The organism is Panacibacter ginsenosidivorans (assembly GCF_007971225.1).
GTDB classification, from domain to species: Bacteria; Bacteroidota; Bacteroidia; order Chitinophagales; family Chitinophagaceae; genus Panacibacter; species Panacibacter ginsenosidivorans.
In genome coordinates, this window is the sequence record NZ_CP042435.1 from 1,050,734 (window position 1) to 1,073,228 (window position 22,495).

21 protein-coding genes are annotated in these 22,495 nt (G+C 37.7%); 10 read left to right on the plus strand and 11 right to left on the minus strand.

What is annotated here, in order from left to right; genetic code table 11:
• Nucleotides 1-127: 127 nt before the first annotated feature.
• Complete coding sequence (hppD, locus tag FRZ67_RS04390) at nt 128-1,258, minus strand: 4-hydroxyphenylpyruvate dioxygenase (protein WP_225975508.1); 1,131 nt, start codon at nt 1,256-1,258, stop codon at nt 128-130.
• 408 nt (nt 1,259-1,666) lie between these two features.
• On the opposite strand from hppD, the gene FRZ67_RS04395 reads away from it, so the two are divergent.
• Together FRZ67_RS04395 and purE are read left to right on the plus strand one after the other, a co-directional pair.
• Nucleotides 1,667-2,788, plus strand: coding sequence for a 5-(carboxyamino)imidazole ribonucleotide synthase (locus FRZ67_RS04395; protein ID WP_147188371.1), 1,122 nt, complete (start codon nt 1,667-1,669; stop codon nt 2,786-2,788).
• A gap of 42 nt (nt 2,789-2,830) precedes the next feature.
• Entirely contained in the window at nt 2,831-3,355 is a 525-nt protein-coding gene (purE, locus tag FRZ67_RS04400) for a 5-(carboxyamino)imidazole ribonucleotide mutase (protein ID WP_147188372.1), read from the plus strand.
• A 94-nt stretch (nt 3,356-3,449) separates the two neighbouring features.
• On the opposite strand, the gene FRZ67_RS23850 is transcribed toward purE, so the two are convergent.
• The gene (locus FRZ67_RS23850; RefSeq protein WP_147188373.1) at nt 3,450-4,007 is read right to left on the minus strand and encodes a sugar O-acetyltransferase; all 558 of its coding nucleotides are present in this window, start codon (nt 4,005-4,007) and stop codon (nt 3,450-3,452) included.
• 202 nt (nt 4,008-4,209) lie between these two features.
• On the opposite strand from FRZ67_RS23850, the gene FRZ67_RS04410 reads away from it, so the two are divergent.
• The 3 genes from FRZ67_RS04410 to FRZ67_RS04420 all read left to right on the plus strand — a co-directional run bounded on the left by FRZ67_RS04410 (nt 4,210) and on the right by FRZ67_RS04420 (nt 6,781).
• Nucleotides 4,210-4,821 carry a hypothetical protein gene (locus FRZ67_RS04410; RefSeq protein ID WP_147188374.1) on the plus strand — a complete coding sequence of 204 codons (612 nt, stop codon included), beginning with the start codon at nt 4,210-4,212 and terminating at the stop codon, nt 4,819-4,821.
• A gap of 129 nt (nt 4,822-4,950) precedes the next feature.
• Complete coding sequence (locus FRZ67_RS04415; protein ID WP_147188375.1) at nt 4,951-5,778, plus strand: aquaporin; 828 nt, start codon at nt 4,951-4,953, stop codon at nt 5,776-5,778.
• 1 nt (nt 5,779) lies between these two features.
• Entirely contained in the window at nt 5,780-6,781 is a 1,002-nt protein-coding gene (locus FRZ67_RS04420; protein WP_147188376.1) for a VOC family protein, read from the plus strand.
• 28 nt (nt 6,782-6,809) lie between these two features.
• Here the strand turns inward: FRZ67_RS04420 and FRZ67_RS04425 are convergent, their stop codons facing one another.
• Nucleotides 6,810-7,616 carry a class I SAM-dependent methyltransferase gene (locus tag FRZ67_RS04425; RefSeq protein WP_147188377.1) on the minus strand — a complete coding sequence of 269 codons (807 nt, stop codon included), beginning with the start codon at nt 7,614-7,616 and terminating at the stop codon, nt 6,810-6,812.
• Between the two features lie 283 nt (nt 7,617-7,899).
• Nucleotides 7,900-10,449 carry a DUF5686 and carboxypeptidase regulatory-like domain-containing protein gene (locus FRZ67_RS04430; protein WP_158638298.1) on the minus strand — a complete coding sequence of 850 codons (2,550 nt, stop codon included), beginning with the start codon at nt 10,447-10,449 and terminating at the stop codon, nt 7,900-7,902.
• Between the two features lie 220 nt (nt 10,450-10,669).
• Here FRZ67_RS04430 and FRZ67_RS04435 point away from each other — a divergent pair, with 220 nt between their 5' ends.
• The gene (locus tag FRZ67_RS04435) at nt 10,670-11,518 is read left to right on the plus strand and encodes an aminotransferase class IV (protein ID WP_147188379.1); all 849 of its coding nucleotides are present in this window, start codon (nt 10,670-10,672) and stop codon (nt 11,516-11,518) included.
• A gap of 81 nt (nt 11,519-11,599) precedes the next feature.
• On the opposite strand, the gene FRZ67_RS04440 is transcribed toward FRZ67_RS04435, so the two are convergent.
• The 4 genes from FRZ67_RS04440 to FRZ67_RS04450 are packed head-to-tail and all read right to left on the minus strand — an operon-like array spanning nt 11,600 to nt 14,180.
• Nucleotides 11,600-12,253: a response regulator transcription factor gene (locus tag FRZ67_RS04440; protein WP_147188380.1), complete on the minus strand. Its 654-nt coding sequence runs from the start codon at nt 12,251-12,253 to the stop codon at nt 11,600-11,602.
• A 2-nt stretch (nt 12,254-12,255) separates the two neighbouring features.
• A complete protein-coding gene (locus FRZ67_RS04445) occupies nt 12,256-13,071 on the minus strand; it encodes a sensor histidine kinase (protein WP_158638299.1) in 816 nt (271 codons plus the stop codon).
• The gene (locus tag FRZ67_RS23350; RefSeq protein ID WP_158638300.1) at nt 13,053-13,733 is read right to left on the minus strand and encodes a hypothetical protein; all 681 of its coding nucleotides are present in this window, start codon (nt 13,731-13,733) and stop codon (nt 13,053-13,055) included. Before FRZ67_RS23350 ends, FRZ67_RS04445 begins: the two co-directional genes overlap by 19 nt.
• Nucleotides 13,734-13,793: 60 nt before the next feature.
• The gene (locus tag FRZ67_RS04450) at nt 13,794-14,180 is read right to left on the minus strand and encodes a hypothetical protein (protein WP_147188382.1); all 387 of its coding nucleotides are present in this window, start codon (nt 14,178-14,180) and stop codon (nt 13,794-13,796) included.
• Nucleotides 14,181-14,751: 571 nt separating this feature from the next.
• Between FRZ67_RS04450 and FRZ67_RS04455 the strand changes: the two genes are divergently transcribed.
• The 3 genes from FRZ67_RS04455 (at nt 14,752) to FRZ67_RS04465 (ending at nt 17,174) form a co-directional block, all read left to right on the plus strand.
• Nucleotides 14,752-15,180, plus strand: coding sequence for a hypothetical protein (locus tag FRZ67_RS04455; protein ID WP_147188383.1), 429 nt, complete (start codon nt 14,752-14,754; stop codon nt 15,178-15,180).
• Nucleotides 15,181-15,227: 47 nt separating this feature from the next.
• Complete coding sequence (locus FRZ67_RS04460; protein ID WP_147188384.1) at nt 15,228-15,662, plus strand: hypothetical protein; 435 nt, start codon at nt 15,228-15,230, stop codon at nt 15,660-15,662.
• A 207-nt stretch (nt 15,663-15,869) separates the two neighbouring features.
• Nucleotides 15,870-17,174 (plus strand): cryptochrome/photolyase family protein, encoded by a 1,305-nt coding sequence (locus FRZ67_RS04465; RefSeq protein ID WP_147188385.1) that lies wholly within the window; start codon nt 15,870-15,872, stop codon nt 17,172-17,174.
• Between the two features lie 92 nt (nt 17,175-17,266).
• Here FRZ67_RS04465 and FRZ67_RS04470 read toward each other — a convergent pair whose 3' ends face one another.
• The 3 genes from FRZ67_RS04470 to mqnB form a co-directional block, all read right to left on the minus strand.
• Nucleotides 17,267-18,100, minus strand: a complete 834-nt coding sequence (locus FRZ67_RS04470; RefSeq protein WP_147188386.1) for a hypothetical protein — start codon at nt 18,098-18,100, stop codon at nt 17,267-17,269.
• A 231-nt stretch (nt 18,101-18,331) separates the two neighbouring features.
• Entirely contained in the window at nt 18,332-19,165 is an 834-nt protein-coding gene (locus FRZ67_RS04475; protein WP_147188387.1) for a 1,4-dihydroxy-6-naphtoate synthase, read from the minus strand.
• Between the two features lie 136 nt (nt 19,166-19,301).
• Nucleotides 19,302-19,970 carry a futalosine hydrolase gene (mqnB, locus tag FRZ67_RS04480; RefSeq protein ID WP_147188388.1) on the minus strand — a complete coding sequence of 223 codons (669 nt, stop codon included), beginning with the start codon at nt 19,968-19,970 and terminating at the stop codon, nt 19,302-19,304.
• Between the two features lie 466 nt (nt 19,971-20,436).
• Between mqnB and FRZ67_RS04485 the strand changes: the two genes are divergently transcribed.
• Nucleotides 20,437-22,407, plus strand: a complete 1,971-nt coding sequence (locus FRZ67_RS04485) for a glycoside hydrolase family 97 protein (protein ID WP_147188389.1) — start codon at nt 20,437-20,439, stop codon at nt 22,405-22,407.
• The last annotated feature ends 88 nt before the right edge of the window (nt 22,408-22,495 follow it).

Below are 22,495 nucleotides of genomic sequence, written 5' to 3' on the forward strand. Positions count from 1 at the left end.
TTAATATCATGTCAATTCGGAAACGCCTTTAAGAGTAATTTATTGCCTGAGAATTCCTTGAAATAGTAGAAAGGCCCTTTTGCTGTTACAAAAGGGCCTTTAAAATCTTATTAATTAGTATTGCTATTTATAAGTTTCCACGCAATTCCTGCTCTCTTTCTATTGCTTCGAACAATGCCTTAAAATTTCCCTTACCAAAACTCTGTGCGCCTTTGCGCTGTATGATCTCGAAAAACAATGTGGGCCTGTCTTCTACAGGCTTTGTAAATATCTGAAGAAGATATCCTTCGTTATCTCTGTCGACCAGAATACCCAGTTCTTTTAATGGCTGCAGGTCTTCATCAATATGCCCTACCCTATCCAGAAGGTCATCGTAATAAGTAGAAGGAACTTTTAAAAATTCCACTCCGCGATTCTGTAATTCAGCAACCGTTTCAACAATATTATTTGTAGCAAGCGCTACATGCTGGCAACCTTCCCCGTCAAAATAATCAAGATATTCTTCTACCTGCGATTTCTTTTTTCCTTCCGCGGGCTCATTGATAGGAAATTTTACAAACCCATTTCCATTACTCATTACTTTACTCATCAATGCAGAATATTCAGTAGAAATATCTTTATCATCAAAACTTAAAATATTTCTGAAACCCATAACCTCTTCATAAAATTTAACCCATGGTGTCATTTGATTCCAACCTACATTGCCAACGCAATGATCAACATATAACAATCCTGTAGAAGAAGGATTGTAATTTGTTTTCCATTCCCTGAAACCCGGCATAAATGCGCCCTTGTAATTTTTTCTTTCAACAAAAACATGTACAGTCTCTCCATAAGTATGTATACCGCTTAATACAACTTCACCTTCATCATCTTTCAATGTTTGAGGTTCCATATAACTTCTCGCACCACGCAATGTTGTCTGGTGCCATGCATCTGTTGCATCATCAACACGCAACGCTAAAATCTTTACAGCATCTCCATGTTTATATACGTGATCTGCAATGGCGTTGCCGCTTCTCAATGCCGTAGTAAGCACAAATGTGAGTTTGTTCTGTCGCACAGCATAACTTGATTTGTCTTTAACGCCTGTTTCCGGACCGGCATAAGCAAGACTCTGAAAACCAAAAGCCGTTTTATAAAAATGTGCAGCCTGTTTGGCATTGCCTACATAAAATTCTACGTAATCAGTTCCCTGTAAAGGAAGAAAATCATTGTTTGTTGCCACAGTTTTCGACGATGCAATCATTGTATCCATAAAATGTGTTTAATGTAAATAAGGTATATAAAGTAATGTATGAGCCCGGCAATAAAGTAAGAATTAAGCTTTTATTGCGTCGCACTCTTGTACATTGAGAACATTGCTGAGCAGGCTACCTATTCAGCAATTGAAATTCCTTTTAGCAGGAATAAAGAAATGAGTCCATGGCAAGCGCTTCCATTAACAAAGAATAGTTGAAACGCTTGTCGCAAAAGATTTTATGTGGATAATCTGGCAGCATCGTTGCCGCAAAGTTATAAAAATACCCTTGTAAGTCCATAACTCAAATTATCTTCGCCATGTAGCACAATTCTTGCACTGCCGATGAACGGAATGCGACGCAAGGAACGATGCCATAAAAAACTATAGCTGGTATAAAAATTTTTTTTTACTTATTACTTAATTATGAAAGTTGGAATTCTCGGTGGAGGTCAGTTAGGAAGAATGTTATTGCAGGCAGCAGCCAATTATGTGGTGGAAACTTTTGTAATGGAGAATGATGAGCATTGTCCCGCTGCGCATTTGTGCCATCATTTTGTAAAAGGTGATATAAAAGATTTTGATGCTGTGTACAATTTTGGAAAAGGTCTGGATGCAATAACCATAGAAATTGAAGCTGTAAATGTTGAAGCATTGGAAAAACTGGAAAGTGAAGGTGTAAAAATTTACCCGAAACCTTCTGCTATTAAGATCATCAAGAATAAAATAACACAGAAAGAATTTTATAGAGCAAATGAAATTCCTTCCCCCGATTTCAGGATCACCAATAATCTTGGCGAATTAAATTATCACGCCAGCTTTTTACCTGCCGTGCATAAGCTTGGCGAAGGTGGCTATGATGGTAAAGGTGTGCAGATCCTGAAAACAGACAAAGATTTTAAGAAAGCTTTTGATGAGCCTGCTGTATTAGAAAAAATGGTGAATATCTACAAAGAGATAGCCATTATTGTTGCTATGAACGATAAAGGAGAAACCGCTTTCTTTCCTCCTTCTGAAATGATCTTTGACCAGGTGCTGAATCTTTTGGATTACCAGTTAAGCCCTGCACAATTACCAGATAGTGTATTATGGAAAGCAGAAGCCATTGCTATAAAACTTGTAAAAGCATTGAATAGTCCGGGTTTATTTGCAGTAGAAATATTTGTGGATAAAAATAACAGTGAAGTGCTGGTTAACGAAACTGCACCACGTGTGCACAACAGCGGGCATCATACCATTGAAGGAAATTATTGCAGTCAGTACGATATGTTGTGGCGCATTATGCTTGGGTATCCGCTCGGTAATACAGATCCCATACTTCCTTCTTCCATTGTAAATATTCTTGGCTCAGAAGGATATACGGGAGAAGCTAAATATGATGGACTTGATGAAGTATTGAAAATGGATAATGTGTTTGTACATCTTTATGGCAAAACACAAACAAAGCCTGGCAGAAAGATGGGACATGTAACCATCATCAGCAAAGAGTATAATGAATTAACTTTTAAAGCACATAAAATAAAAAATACTTTGAAAGTTATAAGTTGATAATTTATCACTTATCTATTTAGGATAAATCAATAAAGAAACATGTCAACCAATCAACCGCTTGTTGGAATAATAATGGGCAGCGATAGTGATCTGAATATAATGCAGGGCGCTGCTGAAATTTTAAAAGAATTTGGCATCGCATTCGAACTTACAGTTGTCTCTGCGCACCGCACACCACTACGTATGGTTGCGTATGCTACCAAAGCATCTGAAAGAGGCCTGAAGGTTATTATTGCCGGTGCCGGTGGCGCTGCACATTTGCCTGGTATGGTTGCATCAATTACTTCTTTGCCTGTTATCGGCGTTCCTATAAAATCTTCTAACTCTATTGATGGATGGGATTCTGTTTTATCTATTCTTCAAATGCCCAATGGCATTCCTGTTGCAACGGTTGCGTTAAACGCGGCAAAGAATGCGGGTATACTTGCTGCCACAATCATAGGCGCATTTGATGAAACTGTTGGAACCAAAGTGAAAGCTTATAAAAATAATCTCGAAGCAGAGGTTTTAAAAAAGGTTGACAAATTAAAAACAGAAGGCTGGCAGAATAATTTTGATAATTAAAATACCAGCTACTGTATTTCATAGCGTCTTCGTTGCGTCGCAAGCACTTTGTCTCCATTACTTATGGCATCTGTGACTCATAATAATATCCATCTCATAAATTCCTTACTACTCTGCATGGATTCCCTACCGCCAACACATTAGCGGGGATATCTTTCACCACCACACTTCCTGCACCAATGGTTGTATTTGCACCGATGGTAACACCTGCGCAAACAATACTGCCTCCTCCAATCCATACATTATCTGCAATGATTATGGGTGAGGCAAGTTCGGGGCCTTTAATACGTTCAGCGGCAATAACAGGGTGATGTGCTGCATATAGTTGTACATTAGGGCCTAGAAAAACATTATCACCTGTTTTTATATAATTACAATCAAGGAACACACAATTGAAGTTGGCAAAAAAATTATCGCCCACTTCTATATGGCAACCATAATCAACATAAAAAGGCGTTTGTATATCTATATTGCGCCCTATTTTGCCGAATAGGTTTTTCAACATCATTTCTCTTTGCTGCCTATCATAAGCCGAGTTATTATATTCCTCCATCCACACTCTTGCTTTTTTACGCATTTGCACCAATTCATTATCGCTGGCATCATAAAGCTCGCCTGCAAGCATTTTATCATATTCAGATTTATTTATCATTGTAGCATGAAATTAATTATATCAAAAGTGATAACATGTCTCATATCTTACAATCAAACTGCCTTCTTCATTTCTGAAATAGCTGTTAACAGAAAGTTATGCTTTAATTGGTATACTTGAAGAGTATTAAATTCGGCATGAAACTTTTAGTGTTATCCCGATGAGGAAAAAATATTACTTATGCGTTCTGTTTATTTTTGTAATGGCAGAATATAGTTATGCAAATACACCTAAGGTTAATAAGCAGGTAAAAGATACGCTTGTTAACAAGATAATACCCGCTTCATTTGCTGCTCCCATTAATAAAGCACTTGCACATTACCCTGAATTAAAAAATACAAAGATCACCTGGCGCATCAAACATGCTTATACTCCTTTAACTACACGACCTTCCTTTGCCAGTTTATTTAAAGCAAAAAGTAAACGCTCCTACATTATTACCATCAGCGATAAAACAATAGATACATTGGAACACCTGTTATACAAGCATCTTACTTATGATGAGCAGGTAGGTATTATGGGGCATGAGCTAGGCCATGTAGTAGATTTTAGCAACAAAAATATGTTGCAATCCGCACGATCTGCAATAGGACATCTTTCTTCAAAATATATCGACAGGATGGAATACCACACTGATATGATCTGCATACAACATGGGCTTGGTAAGCAATTGGAAGAATACAGCACTTATGTACGCACTAAAATGCATGTACATGACTGGCGCGGTGTAGATAATGTTTATCACAACGATCAAACACATGAACGGTACATGAACCCGGAAACCATTGAGAAATTGATGCATTCGGGCCATTGAAAATAATAATGTTATTTTCTCAAATAATAATTTAACGCTTATTCGAAGATTCCTGTTCTTGACTTTTCTTTCCAAACGATGGTCATATAGCTGACAATATAAATTTTCAACAATTGCTTTCTTTGTATCATGAGAGCAATGCTCATACGCGTTATTACAGGCAAACGTGGCTTAATACAAATGACTGCTTCTTTTAAAAAGAACTGGATACATTATGTACAGGAAGCATTTGGTCTCGCCATCTTTATGATCTCAGCCTGTTTCTTTGGTGCATTGCTATGGGGCAATGACGCATCATTTCATTTTACTATTACCAATGAAACATTAAGAAATGTTATTACTGGAATATTGATGGGCAGCACAGCCTTATTTATTTTCTATTCGCCTTTCACCGCTCCATCAGGTTCGCATATCAATCCGGCAGTAACCATTACATTTTTGCGATTAAAAAAAATGTGCCGTTACGATGCTGTGTTTTATATCATTTTCCAGTGTATTGGCGGCACGCTTGCAGTATATATAATGGCAACGTTATTGGGGAATGTTTTAACTACTGCGCCAGTAAATTATGCTGTTACTATTCCCGGAAAAGCTGGTGTGGTTGCAGCAGCAATTACGGAATATATCATCGCCATGATAATGATGACAATGGTATTGTTTACATCTTCTTCTGAAAAATTTAAAAAGTACACACGCATTATTTCAGGTTGCTTCGTATGCCTGAATGTAATTTTCGCAGGCCCAATATCTGGTTTCGGAATGAACCCGGCAAGAAGTTTGGCATCAGCATTTCCTGCACATAATTACACAGCATTCTGGATATACATGATCATCCCATTTGCCGGAATGCTATCTGCCGCAGAGTTATACCTGTATGTACAAAAGAAGAAGAAAATAAAAGAAGACAGAACTATTATTTCTGATTATTTATCAAAAAAAAAGATCAAAATATTATAATATGAAAAGTATAATAAGACTTACAGGTTTGTTATTGTTGTTTACAATAAATATTACAAATATTGAGGCGCAGGTAAAAGAAGTGGGACCTATTGGCATTACGGTAAAGGATATGAATACTTCTGTAAAGTTTTACAGTGAAGTGCTTGGCTTTAAAAAAATAAGTGACAAAGAAGTTTATGGCAGTCAATACGAGCAACTAGAAGGCATCTTTGGCCTGCGTATGCGCATAGTGCGTATGCAACTGGGCGATGAAGTAATTGAATTGACTGATTATTTAACAAGCGGTGGCAGAAGTATTCCGGAAGATATGCGAAGCAACGATCTCTATTTTGAACATATCGCCATTGTAGTAAGTGATATGGAGAACGCATACCGGCACTTACGGAAATACATGGTGATGCACGTATCCACTGCACCGCAAACAATTCCCGCTAACAATGTTGCAGCAGCGGGTGTAAAGGCATTTTATTTTCATGACCCGGATATGCATGATCTTGAACTCATCTATTTTCCAAAAGGAAAAGGACAGGCAAAATGGCAAAACACCAATGGTAAATTATTTTTAGGAATAGATCATACTGCACTTGGTATAAGTAATACAGATAGCAGCTTATACTTTTATAAAAATATTTTAGGACTTGATCGTAAAGGCGATAGCTGGAATATGGGAATGGAGCAGGCGCATTTAAATAATATTGAAGGTGCAAGTTTACATATTACCGGTCTGCATGCTTTATCCGGTGTCGGCATTGAATTTTTACAATACCTTAAACCCGGGCCCGGTAAGCCTTTTCCTGCAGATACACGTGCAGATGATATATGGCACTGGCAAACTACTTTGATAGCAGATGATGTAACATCGCTCTATAATAAATTAAAAAAGTTGAACTATTCTTTTGTATCAAAAGGTGTTGTAGAAATGAAAGATAAGGACGGAGATATGTATAAAGCTTTTATAGTTAGAGATCCTGACGGTCATGCAATGCTGGTAAGAGAATGACGCATTGCTTATATAAAAATTACTACCATTATTTCTGAGCAGAAGATACCCATGCACTCAGTGGAGTTCTTACAGGATTATCACCAAATACTGCTGCAACATTTTCACTTGCTTTATTAATAATTTTTTCCAGTAAAGCCGGGTCAAGTGTAGTAAGCTCACCAAACATGGGCGTACCGGTAACAAACCCTTTTGCAATATCAAGTGCAGATGGGCTTGTGCCTTCAATTGAAATTTGTTGCACATGCACATTGCTAAACCCAGCCCCCTGCAACAATTGCTGTAGTTCTGAAGCATTATACAGGCCATGTGGTATTTTAAAAAAGAGAGGACCATCTCCTTTAAAAAAATCAATAATCACTTTATTTACAATCTCAGTCGCAGGATTATTTTCCAGGCTATCCCATGTGTTGAACAAAAGTGTTCCCCCTTTCCGTAATACACGAAAAGCTTCACTAAACCCTTTCGGTTTATCTGGCACAAACATGAAACCAAACTGGCAAACAACAAGATCAAAACTATTATCTTCAAATGGAAGAGATTGTGCATCCGCCTGCACAAAACGAACATGATCATTATCTATAAATCGCTCAGCAACCTTAACCATTTCAATACTAAAATCTGATGCCGTAATATTTGCAGATTTCCGAAACAGGTTGCTCAGCTGCCTTGTTACGCGGCCGGTACCACAGGCAATTTCCAAAACATCCTTGATAACTGTTGCATCTATACGGTTTACCATATCACGAGCATATGGTTCAAATAAAAATGGACCAAGATAGCGGTCATAATTTGCAGGAACATTACCACCGAATAAGATATTTTCTTCAGGCATATTTTTAATTTATCAATTCAAAGCTTATAAGAAAAAGTGTTTAAATGATAATTGCTTTTTTACTGATCACAGGATATTATTTTATTACGGGCATTTGTATACCATGGCATCGCCTGTTGTGTCACTCACTTGTACGTTCTTGCCGTTAATCGTCAATGGGGAATCGTAACCGGTCAATAAATTTTTAACATCATTCTATTCTCCATTGACCATTCACGATTCACCGGCACAAGAGTGCGACGCAACAGGAGATGATAAAAGATCCATTGCCGGGTACAAAAAATTAATTAGATCTGACCTTTCCACCAAGCAATCCACCAAAACCAATGCGCACAGCTACCTGGCCATTATTGCCATTAAGATAAGAACCCACCACATCTACACGAAAAAGTTTGAGTATGTTTTCAAGACCGGCAAATATCTCTGCGTAGTTATTATTTTTATTTACGTAAAAAGCATTGCTGCCGGCAACAAGGTTCCAGTTAAGCCTTTTAAAGAAAGGAATTTTATTGGTAAGCAACCCGTTGAAATGATGCTCCACATGCCCGGTTGCATAAAAGGATGCAGTGGTACTGTTTGCATAATAAGGCGCTGTTTGAAAACTATTAAGATATTTGCTGGCAATAATAATTTGATTGCCGTTGAAGTGGCGGTAATCCTGTATAAAAACTGATTTGTCATTAATGAACCCACCTATATCAAAACGATAACTGAACTGCCCTGCAAGCTTTAAATTAATATCATCAGTAACAGCAAAAGTCCACTTATCAAAATTTACATCACTGCCGAAAATATTATCAATACCTTTCTGGTAATCCAAAGAAAATGTTGGATACTTTGAACCCAATGGTACGCGATAACGTGGAAACTGCGCAAACTGTTGTCCCGGTTGGTACTCCAAAGAAACCTCTGCAATAAAGGCCTGGTGCCTTATAAATTGCTGATAAATTTTTTCGAAAGGATAGTTAGGTGTAAATTTTTGCGGGTCGTATTTAATAATAGCAAAATCAGTTGTATTTTCCAGAGGCACCCTGTCTTCATATAAGAAACTAACGCTGTATTTCAATCCTGCCTGCGATGATCCATGATAATTGAACTGCGCAAAATAATTTTCATATATCTTCAGATAATTGTGATTGAAGAACAAGGTGACCACACTATTATATAACGGAGAAATGGGTTCATCTTTATTAAATTGATTTACTCTTTTACCACCACTTATAGAAAAATTATTTTGCCGGAAAGATTCGGCACTTTCATCTCCCGCATTGCTGTTGTCCCACCAGAAAGAACGCTTATTATAGTTCAATGTTCCCCATGCATTGAAATGCCCGTTACTAAATCCATAACGCAGATGCGGAGTAAAACTTAATTCTCTTTTCACTTTAGGATAAGCACGGCTAAGCGTAGCCTCTGTATTTAGTACAAGGCCTTCTACTGTATTATACTGTACCTGTTTCAATAACGGTTGCCATTGAATACTGGTCCATTTTTTTGGATTATAGTTAGAACGTGTAAAGCCATTCCACAGTACATTCTTCAAACTGATCTTTCCCTGCATGCGCCTTAATGAATCTCTGTAGCGTTTTGTAAAAGAAGAATCACGCTGGTAACTAAAGATGCTGTCTTTTACTTTATAGTCTTTCACTTCTTCCGGTTCAAGCGGTACGGGCCTTACAGAATCCCAATATGTAATTGGTTTTTTGTTCACACCGGTATCAAACCTTACAACTATATTGTTGAAAAATTTCTTCTTAAATGCAGGCGTAACATTATAGTTATTGAAAACATTCAGGAAATTACCTACCGCATCAATACCAAATTTTTTAAAAGTAAAATACATTACCTGGTCCTTGGTGCGCCAAATGGTTGGTGTAACAGGATAATGGATCTGCTTTATTTTCACGGTGTCCAACAACTCAAGCTGCGATTCTTTTGTAAGCATCAGGTCAAGACTGTAAATGCGCCAGTCACCCTCTGTTATTTCAATCGTTCCGGAAAATAAAGGCTCATATTTTCTCCGTGGTATTACTTCTATCCTGTTGATCTCTTTACCGTCTTCAAAGAATGAACCAAGAAAATGATATTTATAAAAACCCAATGCGCCATCTGCAATTGGAGAAACATAACCACGTGGCGCCACCTGGCCTCCCATCATCTCGATATTGTTATTATAGAAATCTATAAAAGTGGGAAAGCTAAAACCATACCCCGCGGTACCACTCTCCCTCCCGGATATAACTTCAAGCTTTATTTTATCAGGTTTCTTAAAAGCAATTTTGGTCATTGATTCGGAAAGATAAATTACTCCTTTGCCATTGGAATCAACACCCATTTGTTTCCATGTAGCGCTGTCCATTGTTTTACCCAATATTTTTCTTGGCAATGTTCGTGTCTTCAGCAATGTTTTTATATAAGCCTCACAGGTAAAAGAATCAACTGCTGTACGATACTCTTCGCGTTTTTTTATCGCATGACGAATGATTGCATAAGCAGGATCTTCTGCACCTGATTTTACCACAACATCATTTAAGTTCAACTGCTGCGGCAACAATTGAAAATCGAGCTGTAAGGATTTTGTTTCTACATGAATTTTTTTCTCCTGTTTTGCATAACCAACATACTGCACTACTATAGTATAATCACCGGTATTTAATTCAAGCGAATAACGGCCTTCCTGGTTAGCAGTAGTACCATGTCCGTTCTCTTTGATAAGTATCGATGCATAAGCAAGCGGGCTGCCTTTTTCATCAGATACGGTTCCGCTGATCTTTCCTGCAAAAGAATAATTGACAAATAACAGAACAAATAAAACAGTTAGAATTTTATGCATAAATATGAAGCTGAAACGAAAGTATAAATTACAATTTATACCTCGTATAAATGTATGCGTTAAGATTAACATATATTTTTATAAGCCCGGCTTTTGAAACAATGGCGTCGTTCCCTGCGTCGCACTCTTGTACAACATCGCTACATGCAACAGTTGAAAAGGCTGCCTGTATCATAGCTTTTATTTCCATTGTATAACTGCGTTAACATATTTTTGTTCTATGCAGGCAAATCAATATTTACATCATAATGGTAAAATTTATAAAGCCGATAAATTATTGATCTCTCCCAATAACCGCTCATTTCGTTATGGGGATGGCTTTTTTGAAACCATGAAAATGATTAACGGGAAGATCATCCTGGCAGATTATCATTTCGAAAGGTTATTTACTTCGCTTGAGTTATTGCAGTTTGAAAAGCCGAATTATTTTTCTCCAAATTATCTTAAAACACAAATAGAAGAACTGGCCAAAAAAAATTATCATTCAAAACTTGCAAGGGTGCGTTTAATGATCTTTCGCGGGGATGGTGGTTTATACGATCCTGAAAATCATTTCCCCAACCACCTGATACAAACATGGGAGCTTAATCCTTCCAACAATATTTTAAATGAAAATGGTTTGGTGGTTAATATTTTTAAAGATGCACGTAAAGCCTGCGACAATTACAGTCATGTAAAAAGCAACAATTACCTGTCTTATGCAATGGCCGCATTATGGGCTAAGAAAAAACAGTTGAATGATGCATTGCTGCTGAATAGTTATGATCGTATTACAGACGCAACTATTGCAAATATTTTTATCATAAAAGACGGCATTGTAAAAACACCGGCATTAAGTGAAGGCTGTATAAGCGGTGTTATGAGAAGGCATTTATTAAAATGCCTGCATGAAGAAAACATTCCTGTAGAAGAAGCAAAAATCGAACCTGAAGAATTATTGCAGGCTTCAGAAGTTTTTTTAAGCAATGGTGTGTATGGAATACGATGGATAAAAAGTTGCGGTAACAGTAATTATACAAATACATTAGCTGCACTCTTTCACAAAAAGTTTGTAACTACACTATCGTAGTTGCTGAATAAAGATAAAAGCGTACAAGAGTGCGACGCAACAAAAGCCTAATTAATATACTATAATTAGGCTCACAAAAAATTACTCTACGATCCTGTTTTTTACTGCATACATTACAAGACCTGCAGTATTTTTTACACCGATCTTTTCAAGCAACTTGGTGCGAATACCTTCTACAGTGCGTGGACTAAGAAAAATAAGTTTTGAAATTTCATTGGCCGTTTGTTCCTGGCAAATAAGTTTAAGCACTTCTAATTCGCGGCTGGTTAACTCAATGTTATTATTGAACACAGGTTTTAATTGTGTCTTATGCACCAGCTTTCTTAAAAGCGCTTTATTTACAAAATCGTTGAAGTAGTAACCATTTTCATAAGCGGTTAATATGGCTTCTTTTATTTCTTCGGGCTCAGCATTTTTAAGCAGGTAACCATTAGCGCCGATCTCCATAAGATGGATCACATATTTCTCATCATCCAGCATGGTAATAACGATGATCTTAACGTCAGTATCGAGCTTTCTTATTTCGATAGTAGTTTCAATGCCATCCATTTCAGGCATTTTAAGATCGAGCAAAATAATATCTGGTTTTGCTTTATTGAGATTATTAAGCAAGTCTCTTCCGTTCTCAGCTTCGAGCACCAGTTTTAAGGCAGGCATATCTTCCAGGGCTGCGATAATGCCTTTCCTGAAAAGTTTATGATCATCTGCAATGGCGTATCTGATTGTTTTTTGCATGGCTACGGCTTTTGTTCGGTTATGGGCAAACGAACGGTGATAGTGTTTGTTAAGTTATCGCTTTTTTCGTAGAATACATAACCTTTCAGAATGTTGAGGCGGTTTTGAATATTTTTCAATCCAAGCCCCTGCACCTGGTAAAGTTTGTTTTCATATTCTTGCTGATCCATGCCATTACCGTCATACTCGATGTATATCTCAATAGTATCAGTTTTTTGCACCAAAGAGAAATGTATACCGGATGAATGGGCATGTTTAATGATATTATTGGTAAGCTCCTGTATAATGCGGAATATGGCAAGATCTTTTTCAGGTGATAATCTTACCAATGCATCCTGCGCGGTTAATGAAATAGAGAGTACGCCAGGCTGATTGATCTTATTGCAGAAATGCTGGATGGTACTTTCCAGGCCAAAGTCTGCTATAATAACAGGCTGCAGGTTGGAAGAAATATTTCTTACTGTTTTTACAGCTTCATCCAGCAGGCCTTTGGATTGATTAAGCGCATCTATTTTTTTCTCATTACTGAGATGCACAGGTTCTATCTGGTTCAGATATAATTTTACTGCAGAGAGCAAAGCGCCTACTTCATCATGGAGCTCTGAAGAGATCCGTTTACGTTCTGCCTCTTCGGTTTCAATTGCAGCGAGGGTTAATTTGTTTTGCTGATCTTCGGTTATCTCTTTTAACTTTAATTGATAATTGATAACCTTTCTTTGATGAATAATTACAAATAGAACAATAGTAAGCAACAGTAATAACACTACTGCAGTGCCATATACAATAAGAGATGTAATATTTATTTGTAACGCGAACATAGGATAGCTTTTGCAAAAAAAATATTTGTAAATAGAATCAGAAAGTCTGCTACTATCCAGATTAAACCGGCAAAACCCCATAATTTATTTGCCTGTTCCCGCAGTCCGGCATTAGTTAAAGATTGGGCTTGCCGGCAAAGTTCACCATAATTGGAAAAAACAAAAAAATTGCCACCACAATAAATAAAGATGCCGGTAATCATCCAAAAGGATGGCTGCCTGTAGATAAAAAGATCCTTTGGATTCTGGATTTGATACCAGTAATAATAAAGACAATAACAAATAAGAATAATACAGGATAAAGAAGAGCTGTAGCTGTTATACAGTTTAAGCTTTTCCCACCACAATGCGTTGGTAATGGAGAAAATCGTAACTATACCAATGGCTATATAATTTATAAAAGAAAATAGTTTACTATTTAATAAAAAACTAATGATCAAACCGAAACAACAAAACGTCATGATGGTGATGAAAACAAAAATAATAATGTTTGGGGTCACCATTAATTGAAGGTAATTGGCATACGCAATGAATGGAATGTAAACAACTGAATATGCAATAAGCGTTGTTAACCATTTTCGTCTTTTAGGTTTTATTATTACATATGTAATCAAGGGAATTAAAGGAGAAAAGGTTTCGATAACTGGAAATATTATACTCATAAGGCAGCATTATAAAATGGTTTTCAGAGGTATCAATTTTCACGGGTTGAATAAAAGCCGTTAATCAAGCTTGCCGCTTGTATAACCTGAAGGCGGCGGTGGGCATGGGCCAGACAGTAAAAAAATAGTATTGTTGAAATCCTGGCTATAGGCAGTTTTTTTATCTTCGTTAATTGTATAACTGTACTCAACTATATCTACCCAGTTTTCTTTACTTGAGCCAGGATCATTAATATGAGCAGGTACCATTAATAATACTTCTTTTTGATCTGCTGTAAGTCCCTGATATAATTTTAATCCATCTACACCCGGAACGCCTGAAATTATATCAAGAAATTTCTTAGATAAAAAATAAAAAGGAGTGTGCGGTGGGGTACTGTGTGCATCCCTGTATCGCTTTGCAAGGTCTCTTGCATCCTGGAGACTTATGTTGCCTAAAGTTGTCATTGTTTTTAATTTAAAGAATTAAATAATTAATATTTACAGGATTAAAATTACGCACACATTATATCGTAAGTAACAAACATAGTTTAGCGCTGCAAAAACATCAATCAGGCAAAACAATTAAAACCCTTTACAGCAAAGCATTTCATCGATTTTAACAAAATAATTTTACGTATTTTTCATGGTAACATTGCGCATTTTCACCTTTATTTCATTTCATGATTTTGCGTATTTATACGCTTGTTCAAAACATATAAGCATGTTATAATTATCTCAAGCCGCTATAACAAGAGAATGTAGAAGTGAGTGACACAACAACCGATGCCCAAAGAATTGTAGCCAACAAACAAATTCCTGTGAACTATCACATTTTTTTCCCACGTATTTCTACGCACTGCAAACTGCAGTTAATACGCTTTACCAGCAGCAATACGCTATTTTAAAATCACGTTGTTCTTCTCTTGTTTCCAGGTCTTCATTGATAGCATCTTTGTGTCAGAAAGTTCATGAACAAAAAAACAAATTTTAACAAACACATTTCCTAATCCCGGTAACCCGGAAAACACTTTTAACAATGAAAAAGATCATCACAGCAACAATTTTATTCGTTGCACTATCATTCGCAGCTTTTGCAGGTGGAAAAGACAAACAACTTGCAACAGACCTTAACAATGCACTTAAAAATTCAAAGCAGGTAAGCTGGACCGCAACAGATACACATAACCGCGCCGCTTTTGATTTTAATGGCAAAACTGTAATGGCTTATTATGACCGTGAAGACAATGCACTTGTTGGATACAGCATCCACCTTGGATCAGACGATCTTTCAAAAACATCACAGGATGCTATTGCAAAAAAATACCCAGGCTGGGAGATTATTGAAACAATTATGTTCATAGACAATAATGGTTATGCCAGCAACTTTGTACAGGTAAAAAAGGGTAACAAAAATCTTGCACTGAAGGTAAACGACGACAGAATAAGCATCTTCAGCCACATGTAAAAAATGCTATACACTAAACATCTCTCCTAAACAAAAAACTAATGAAAATGATACTCCTTATAATGTCAATAATAGCAGGATGTTTAGTTGTATCGTACAGTCGCGCAAACAACGATACTCTTATACAAGAGCCCTTTACGATAAAAACAACAGCACCTGGCGAAGTGCTGTGGGCCCTAAACCAAAGTTATAAACATACACAACTGCAATACAAAGGCAGCAAAGTAGAAGCCTATTACAGCGACACAGAAAACCTGATAGGCTTTGGTAAAACCCTTGCCGCAATTGATCTTCCGGCTACTATAATTAAAAAGATCCGCCGCAGGTTTAATGAATGCAACATAACCAGTGTAATGCTTTTTATAAACACAAAAGGAAATATTTATTACTACGCAGGTGTGATGCAAGGCAAAGCATTAATGGCTGTAAAAATATCTTCAAAGTGCAGGCTCAATGTTTTGCAAAAGCTTTCACTGAATTAAACACCCACCCTTGATCCAACCTAACCGGCCGTTTAGTAATAAGCGGCCTTTTTTATTTATGTACCCGGCTGATGTAATATTATTAAACATCGTTGCGTCGTACTCTTCAGCGACTTTTACATTATTCTGCTTTTGCAATCCTAATTTATCCTCATTACTCAACCTTTTATAAACATCTTTGTTTAAGCATCCCAAACGAAGAAAATAATGACGGTAAATATCATGTGGTTCAGGAGAGATCTGAGATTACACGACAATGCAGCGTTATACCATGCATTAAAAAGTGAACATCCTGTTATACCTGTTTTTATTTTTGATAAAAACATCTTAGATGATCTTGAAGAAAAGAAAGACAGGCGTGTAGAATTCATTCGTGAAGCATTACTGGAAATGCAGGAAATTTTAAAGAAGCATAATAGCAGTCTTGAAGTTTATTATGATACGCCACTTGATGTTTATAAAAAACTGGTAAAAAAATATACCATTAAAACTGTTTTTGCCAATGAAGATTACGAGCAATATGCCATGGACCGTGATGATGCAATCAATAAATTACTAAACCAACACAACGCTGAATTAAAGACGTACAAAGACCATGTTATACTTGCCAAAGAAGAAGTATTAAAAGATGATGGCAAACCCTATACAGTGTTTACACCTTACAGCAAAAAATGGAAAGCTATACTCACGGGCTTTCATCTAAAACCTTACCCAACAGAAAAATACTCTAAGAATTTCTTTAACAGCGAGCCACACAAAATACCATCTTTAGAAAGTATGGGTTTTATAAAAGTGGGTGAACCATTTCCACCGGCAGCAGTGCGTGCCGAAATAATAAAACATTATAAAGAACAAAGAAATTATCCCGGCATACACGGCACTACCAAACTGGGCGTGCATTTAAGATTTGGTACCATTAGCATTCGTGAACTTGCTGGTAAAGTAAAAAAAATCAGTGAGACTTATTTGAATGAACTTATCTGGCGTGATTTTTACCATATGATACTTTGGCACTTTCCACATGTGCGAAAAGAGAAAGCATTCAAACCGGAATATGATCATATACATTGGCGCAATAATGAAAAAGAATTCAACGCCTGGTGCAATGGACAAACAGGCTATCCTATTGTTGATGCAGGCATGCGTGAACTGAATGCAACTGGTTATATGCACAACCGTGTGCGCATGATCGTTGCTTCCTTTCTTACCAAACATTTACTCATAGACTGGCGCTGGGGCGAAGCTTACTTTGCAAAGAAATTATTAGACTATGATTATGCAGCCAACAATGGTGGCTGGCAATGGGCCGCTGGCAGTGGCTGTGATGCAGCGCCATACTTTCGTGTGTTTAATCCTACACTACAAACACAGAAGTTTGATGCCGATTTAAAGTACATTCGAAAATGGGTGCCCGAGTTTGAAGGCTTTGATTATGTAAAGCCAATCGTGGATCAGGATATGGCAAGGAAGAGAGCTATAGAAGTGTATAGCAATGCCGTGAAAAAATCATAATCGTTTTATTGACGCCATAAGTACTGGAGCACAAGAGTGCGACGCAAGAGAAGCATCATTACAGTAAAAAAGCCCGGTAAAAAATAATTTACCTACTGGTAATAAAAAGTAGTAGTGGTAGTGGAATTATCAGAGTCATCAACAGATACCATTTTTTCAGGCAGACCGTTGGCGCCATATGTATAAGTGTTGGTTATTGTTTGCGTATCTGTATTATTAACATCTTTGAATTTTGCAACGGTAACATTATTCTTTGATGAACCCGGGGCACCACCTGTTATCAAAAGCACTTCCTGGTCAAAAGCTAAAGGATTGTTTTTATCATCATATTCCAGGTCAAAAGTTACAGACAACTGCATCGTTCCTGTTGCATTATTATAACCCTCGATCTTTGTAACATTACCTGCAGCATCGTATGTGTACACAAATCTTATTTCCTGTACAGGCCCAAATAACGGGCTAGATTCGTAAGTATATCCTTCTGTTATTTGGTTATTGCCGTTATAAGTATATAGTGTGCTATCGTTAACATCAAAGCCAGACACAGATAATTTCATTACAGTATTATTATAATTCAAAGTAGTTGCATTTGGATAATACACATAAGTAAAAGCAGTATCCACCTCCACGCCGCTTTGAGGCGGTATTTTGTGAGCGATCTTTACAATTCTGCCACTTGCATCCCTGTAAAATTTTCGGTAATCACCAATATCAATACCACCAGAAGTACCAACAGTGCTTATTACATCTATTTTATTATCCGACGTGTAAGAATAAGTAGTAGTAGAAGTCTCGCCGTTTTGTACAGCAACAGATTTTATAAGCAGTGTGCCCGTATTATTACCAAGCGGCGGATATGTATCTTCTTTTTGGCAGGAGGCAAACAATAAACTGGTAACAACCAGGAATAGGGAGAAAAATTTCATACTGCTGTTTTTAAGGATAAAAACTAATTTTTTGATGACGCAATATTGCAATTTATTTTATCTGAATCAAAAATATTTTTAAGATACCGGCATCTGTTTTTATAGCATCCGCTGTTACGTCGCAAACCGACGAATGAGGTTTGCCAAAATAAAATAAAAGATTATGTGGGCAATCACTACATCGTTCCTGCAAAATGGCATCAATAAATACAAAGACGCCGGCACGATTACTTAAATAAAAACATCATTATATTCAATTATCGTTTCCGGATGTAGCTGCTGGTACACTTCCAGCATTTTCATCACAGCCTTCTTTCCATCTTCACCAAGCGCCATAGAATAATTATTTACATATAAGCCAATGTGCTGCCGCATTACATCTTCGCTCATTTCCTGTGAATGTATTTTTACATAATCTGTCAGTTGTTCATGATTATTTGCAAATGCATACTCAACACTCTCCCTAATCAGCTTGTCAACTTTAGTAATCAATTCAACAGGTAAGCTTCTCTTAGCAACGATACCGCCCAAAGGAACCGGCGCACCAGTAACCTGCTCCCAATGCTCACCAAGATCCATCAGTTTACGCAAGCCTTTTAAATGATAGGTGAACCTGTTCTCATGAATAATAACACCGGCATCAACTTCATGATCAAGTACCGCATCCTCAATTTCATTAAATACTTTGAATACTTTATTTTTTGCATGGGGAAATGCAAGTGAGAATAACATATGTGCAGTTGTATTCTCTCCCGGTATAGCAATCTTCGCTTCGGACAAATCCGAAATCTGAAATACGACATCCGAAATCAGTAAGGGCCCCACTCCTTTTCCCAATGCGCCGCCACTATTCAAAACAAAGTATTCATCTAATATAAGCGGCAAAACACCATAACTGATCTTGGAAAAATCAAGTCTGCCATTCTTTGCCCAATTATTAAGTGTTTGCACATCTTCCAAGTGCACATCAAATTGCAAACCTTCTGTATCGATCTTATGATTGACCAGTGCATCAAAAATAAAAGTATCATTTGGACAAGGGGAAAAACCTAAAGTAAGTTGCATGTTTCAAGTTTCGAGTTTAATATGCTGCTGTCTATTCTTTAGTACAAGTGTGCGACGCAAGCATAGTTAAATAGATATTCAAAAGCTTGCCTTATAAAATAATTTCATAATCTTTTCAATCCCCCCAAATCGTTGTTCAGCCGATTTTATACAATTTATCAACGTAATTCAATATGCCTTTGTTCAGGTTATCAATGGCAAGTTTAATTTCCCATTTTGTTTTATCACGTTCGCCAATATAATTGCTGACCGAACGCATTTGCATAAAAGGCACATTCATTTCCCTGCATACATAATGCAACGCTGCACCTTCCATGCTTTCAATTACCGGGTTATATTTTTTTACCAGTTGTTGTATGCGTTCTTCTTTTGTAGAAACCTCATTCACCGTAATAGCACTTACTTCATCCAGCTTCAACAAATTATATTTTTCCAAATGATGGTTAGGTAACCGTTTCTTTTCAAATGGCGGATAGCCGGGCTTCTCCAACTTCAAATCAAAAATATCCTTCCATTTGCCATCTTCTTCCACGCCTGTGTTTCCCAACACTTCTTCTTTGATCACAACAACATTTCCCAGTGCTGTATTTTTATCAAAACAACCTGCTATGCCTACTTGTAAGATCAAATCAGGCTTTTCTTCATATACCAGTTTTGTAAGTGCAACCGCATTCGCCAGCATGCCCACACCACCCTGGTGAAACATTACTTTCAGCCTGTTGCTTTCTGAAGTATAGAGTGTATCTATCTCCAGAAAAGCCGGCATCCATTCTTCTATTGTTGCTGCTGTTATGAACACACGCATAGGGATGCAAATGTACTTTTTCTCCCGAAAGCTTTCTTCCTGTTCTTTTGTCTTGACACAATTTTATTTCTTTACTTTTTCTCTTGAAAGAAAAAGTAACAAAAAGTTCAAGAACGGATGATATACAGCGCATCCGTTCATTCGCCCTGATTTAGCTGTATTACCACTGTAGCTTCAGCTATTAAGCCTTGATGAAGCACGTTATTAATAATAATCATTCCAATACTATTCTAATTTTCCAAATCAATCTTCCCACTTTATACATAAGACCTGAATTTTCAAAACCACTAAAGGTTTTAATTAAGAGCGAGATGTGTGGCGCTGGCACGGACAAATGCGCGGAGCGATCATGTTGTCCTTGATTTTTTCTTGTTACTTCTTTTGCATCAAGGCAAAAGAAGTAAAGAAATAAAGTCAGTAACAAAAATTAAAATATCTCAGTATCTTCCATCAACAAGCCGCCATCATGAAAAGAATAATCTTACTCTTTCTTATCTCACTAATAACAATAGAAGTATTCAGCCAGGAACTAAGCCTCTCCTCCCCCGATCAAAAAATAACAGTAAACATTTCCCTAAGCAGTCAACTGAATTACGATGTTATGGTAGACAGTAACATGATGATCAGCAACGGCACAATAGACATGCAACTTTCAAAGGAAATATTCTTGTCATATATTCTGTCGGTAAAATCCACCAAAACAAAAAACGTTAATGAGACCATCATTGCACAAATACCAGTAAGCAGAAAAAACATACCCGACCATTACAACGAACTTACCATTACATTCAAAAATAATTTCGCAGTTATCTTCAGGGCATACAACGATGGCGTTGCTTACAGGATAGCCACCAACTTCAAAGACTCCATCACCGTTGTAAACGAAACAGCAGCATTCAATTTTGTAAACGGCGCACATGCCTATGCACCAGTCGTAACAAAAAGACCAGATGAGGATGTCTTCCACACCAGCTTCGAAGAACTCTATACACACAAATCAATAGATAGCTTCTCCGCCAACGATTACATGTTCACACCGGTGCTCACAGAAACAGCAGACAATATCAAAGTCGCCATAACAGAATCTGATTTGGATGATTATCCCGGCATGTTCCTGCAAGGCACTGCCGGCAATGGTTTCAGCGGAACCTTTGCACCTTATCCATTAGAAGAAAAAGTTGTAGAAGGCGATTACCCGCAAAAGGTTGTCACCAAACGTGCAGACTATATTGCCAAAACAAAAGGCACACGCAATTTTCCCTGGCGTGTAATGCTTATTGCAAGAGAAGATAAAGAACTGCCCACCAACGATCTTGTCTATCGTCTTGCATCACCAACAAAGATTGAAAATGCATCATGGATCCATCCCGGCAAATGCACTGATGAATGGATCATCGATATCAATCTTTTCAACGTTCCTTTCAAAAGCGGCATCAACACTGCTACTTACAAATACTATATCGATTTTGCCAAACGCTTTGGCTTAGACCGTATCATGATGGATGCAGGCTGGAGTAACACCAAAGACCTCTTCGACATCAATCCCCATCTCAACATGGATACATTGGCTGCTTTTGCACAACAACAAGGCATAAAGCTCAGCATGTGGACACTCGCCATGACACTCGATAAACAACTCGACAGCGCCCTTAAACAATTTCAGCAATGGGGCGTAGATTTTATCATGACAGACTTCATAGACCGCGACGATCAAAAGACTGTAAACTTTTATAAACGTATTACCGAAGCCTGCGCCAAAGCACATATCATGATCATGTTTCATGGCGCTTATCCACCCAAAGGTTTCAACCGCACTTACCCCAACAACATAACCCGTGAAGCCGTACTCGGCAGCGAATACAATGCATGGAGCGATAAACCCACCTCATCACACAACTGCATCATTCCTTTTACACGCATGCTTGCCGGTCCGCTGGATTACGAACCTGGCTTGCTCGACAATGCCACACCGCAACAGTTTAAACCCATCTGGGGCAAGGTCATGAGCCAGACCACACGCTGCCAGCAACTCGCCATGTTTGTGGTGTACGATAACCCTTTGCAGATCTTCTCCGGCAATCCCTCGCAGGGTTTAATGGAACCCGCATTCATGCAACTGCTCGGCTCCGTGCCTACCACCTGGGATACTACTATCATCACCGATGCCCGTGTAGGTGCATACATCATTACTGCACGCAAACACGGCAACTCCTGGTTCATCGCCGGCATTACAGATACCACTGCAAGAGATCTAACCGTTCCGCTTTCTTTTCTCTCTGCAGGCAATTACACCGCCACTATTTGCAAAGACGGCATCAACGCAAACCGCAATGCAATGGATTATGCAATAGAAGAAAAAACATTAACCGCTAATGATGCGTTGCAAATACATCTTGCACCGGGTGGAGGATTTTTGGTGGGGTTAAAGAAGGAATAATTATGTAGCCAGCTTTAGTATTTCATGGCATCGCCTGTTGTGTCACTCACTTGTGCAGTTGAATCTCAAAGCTGCTATTCTTCAAAAA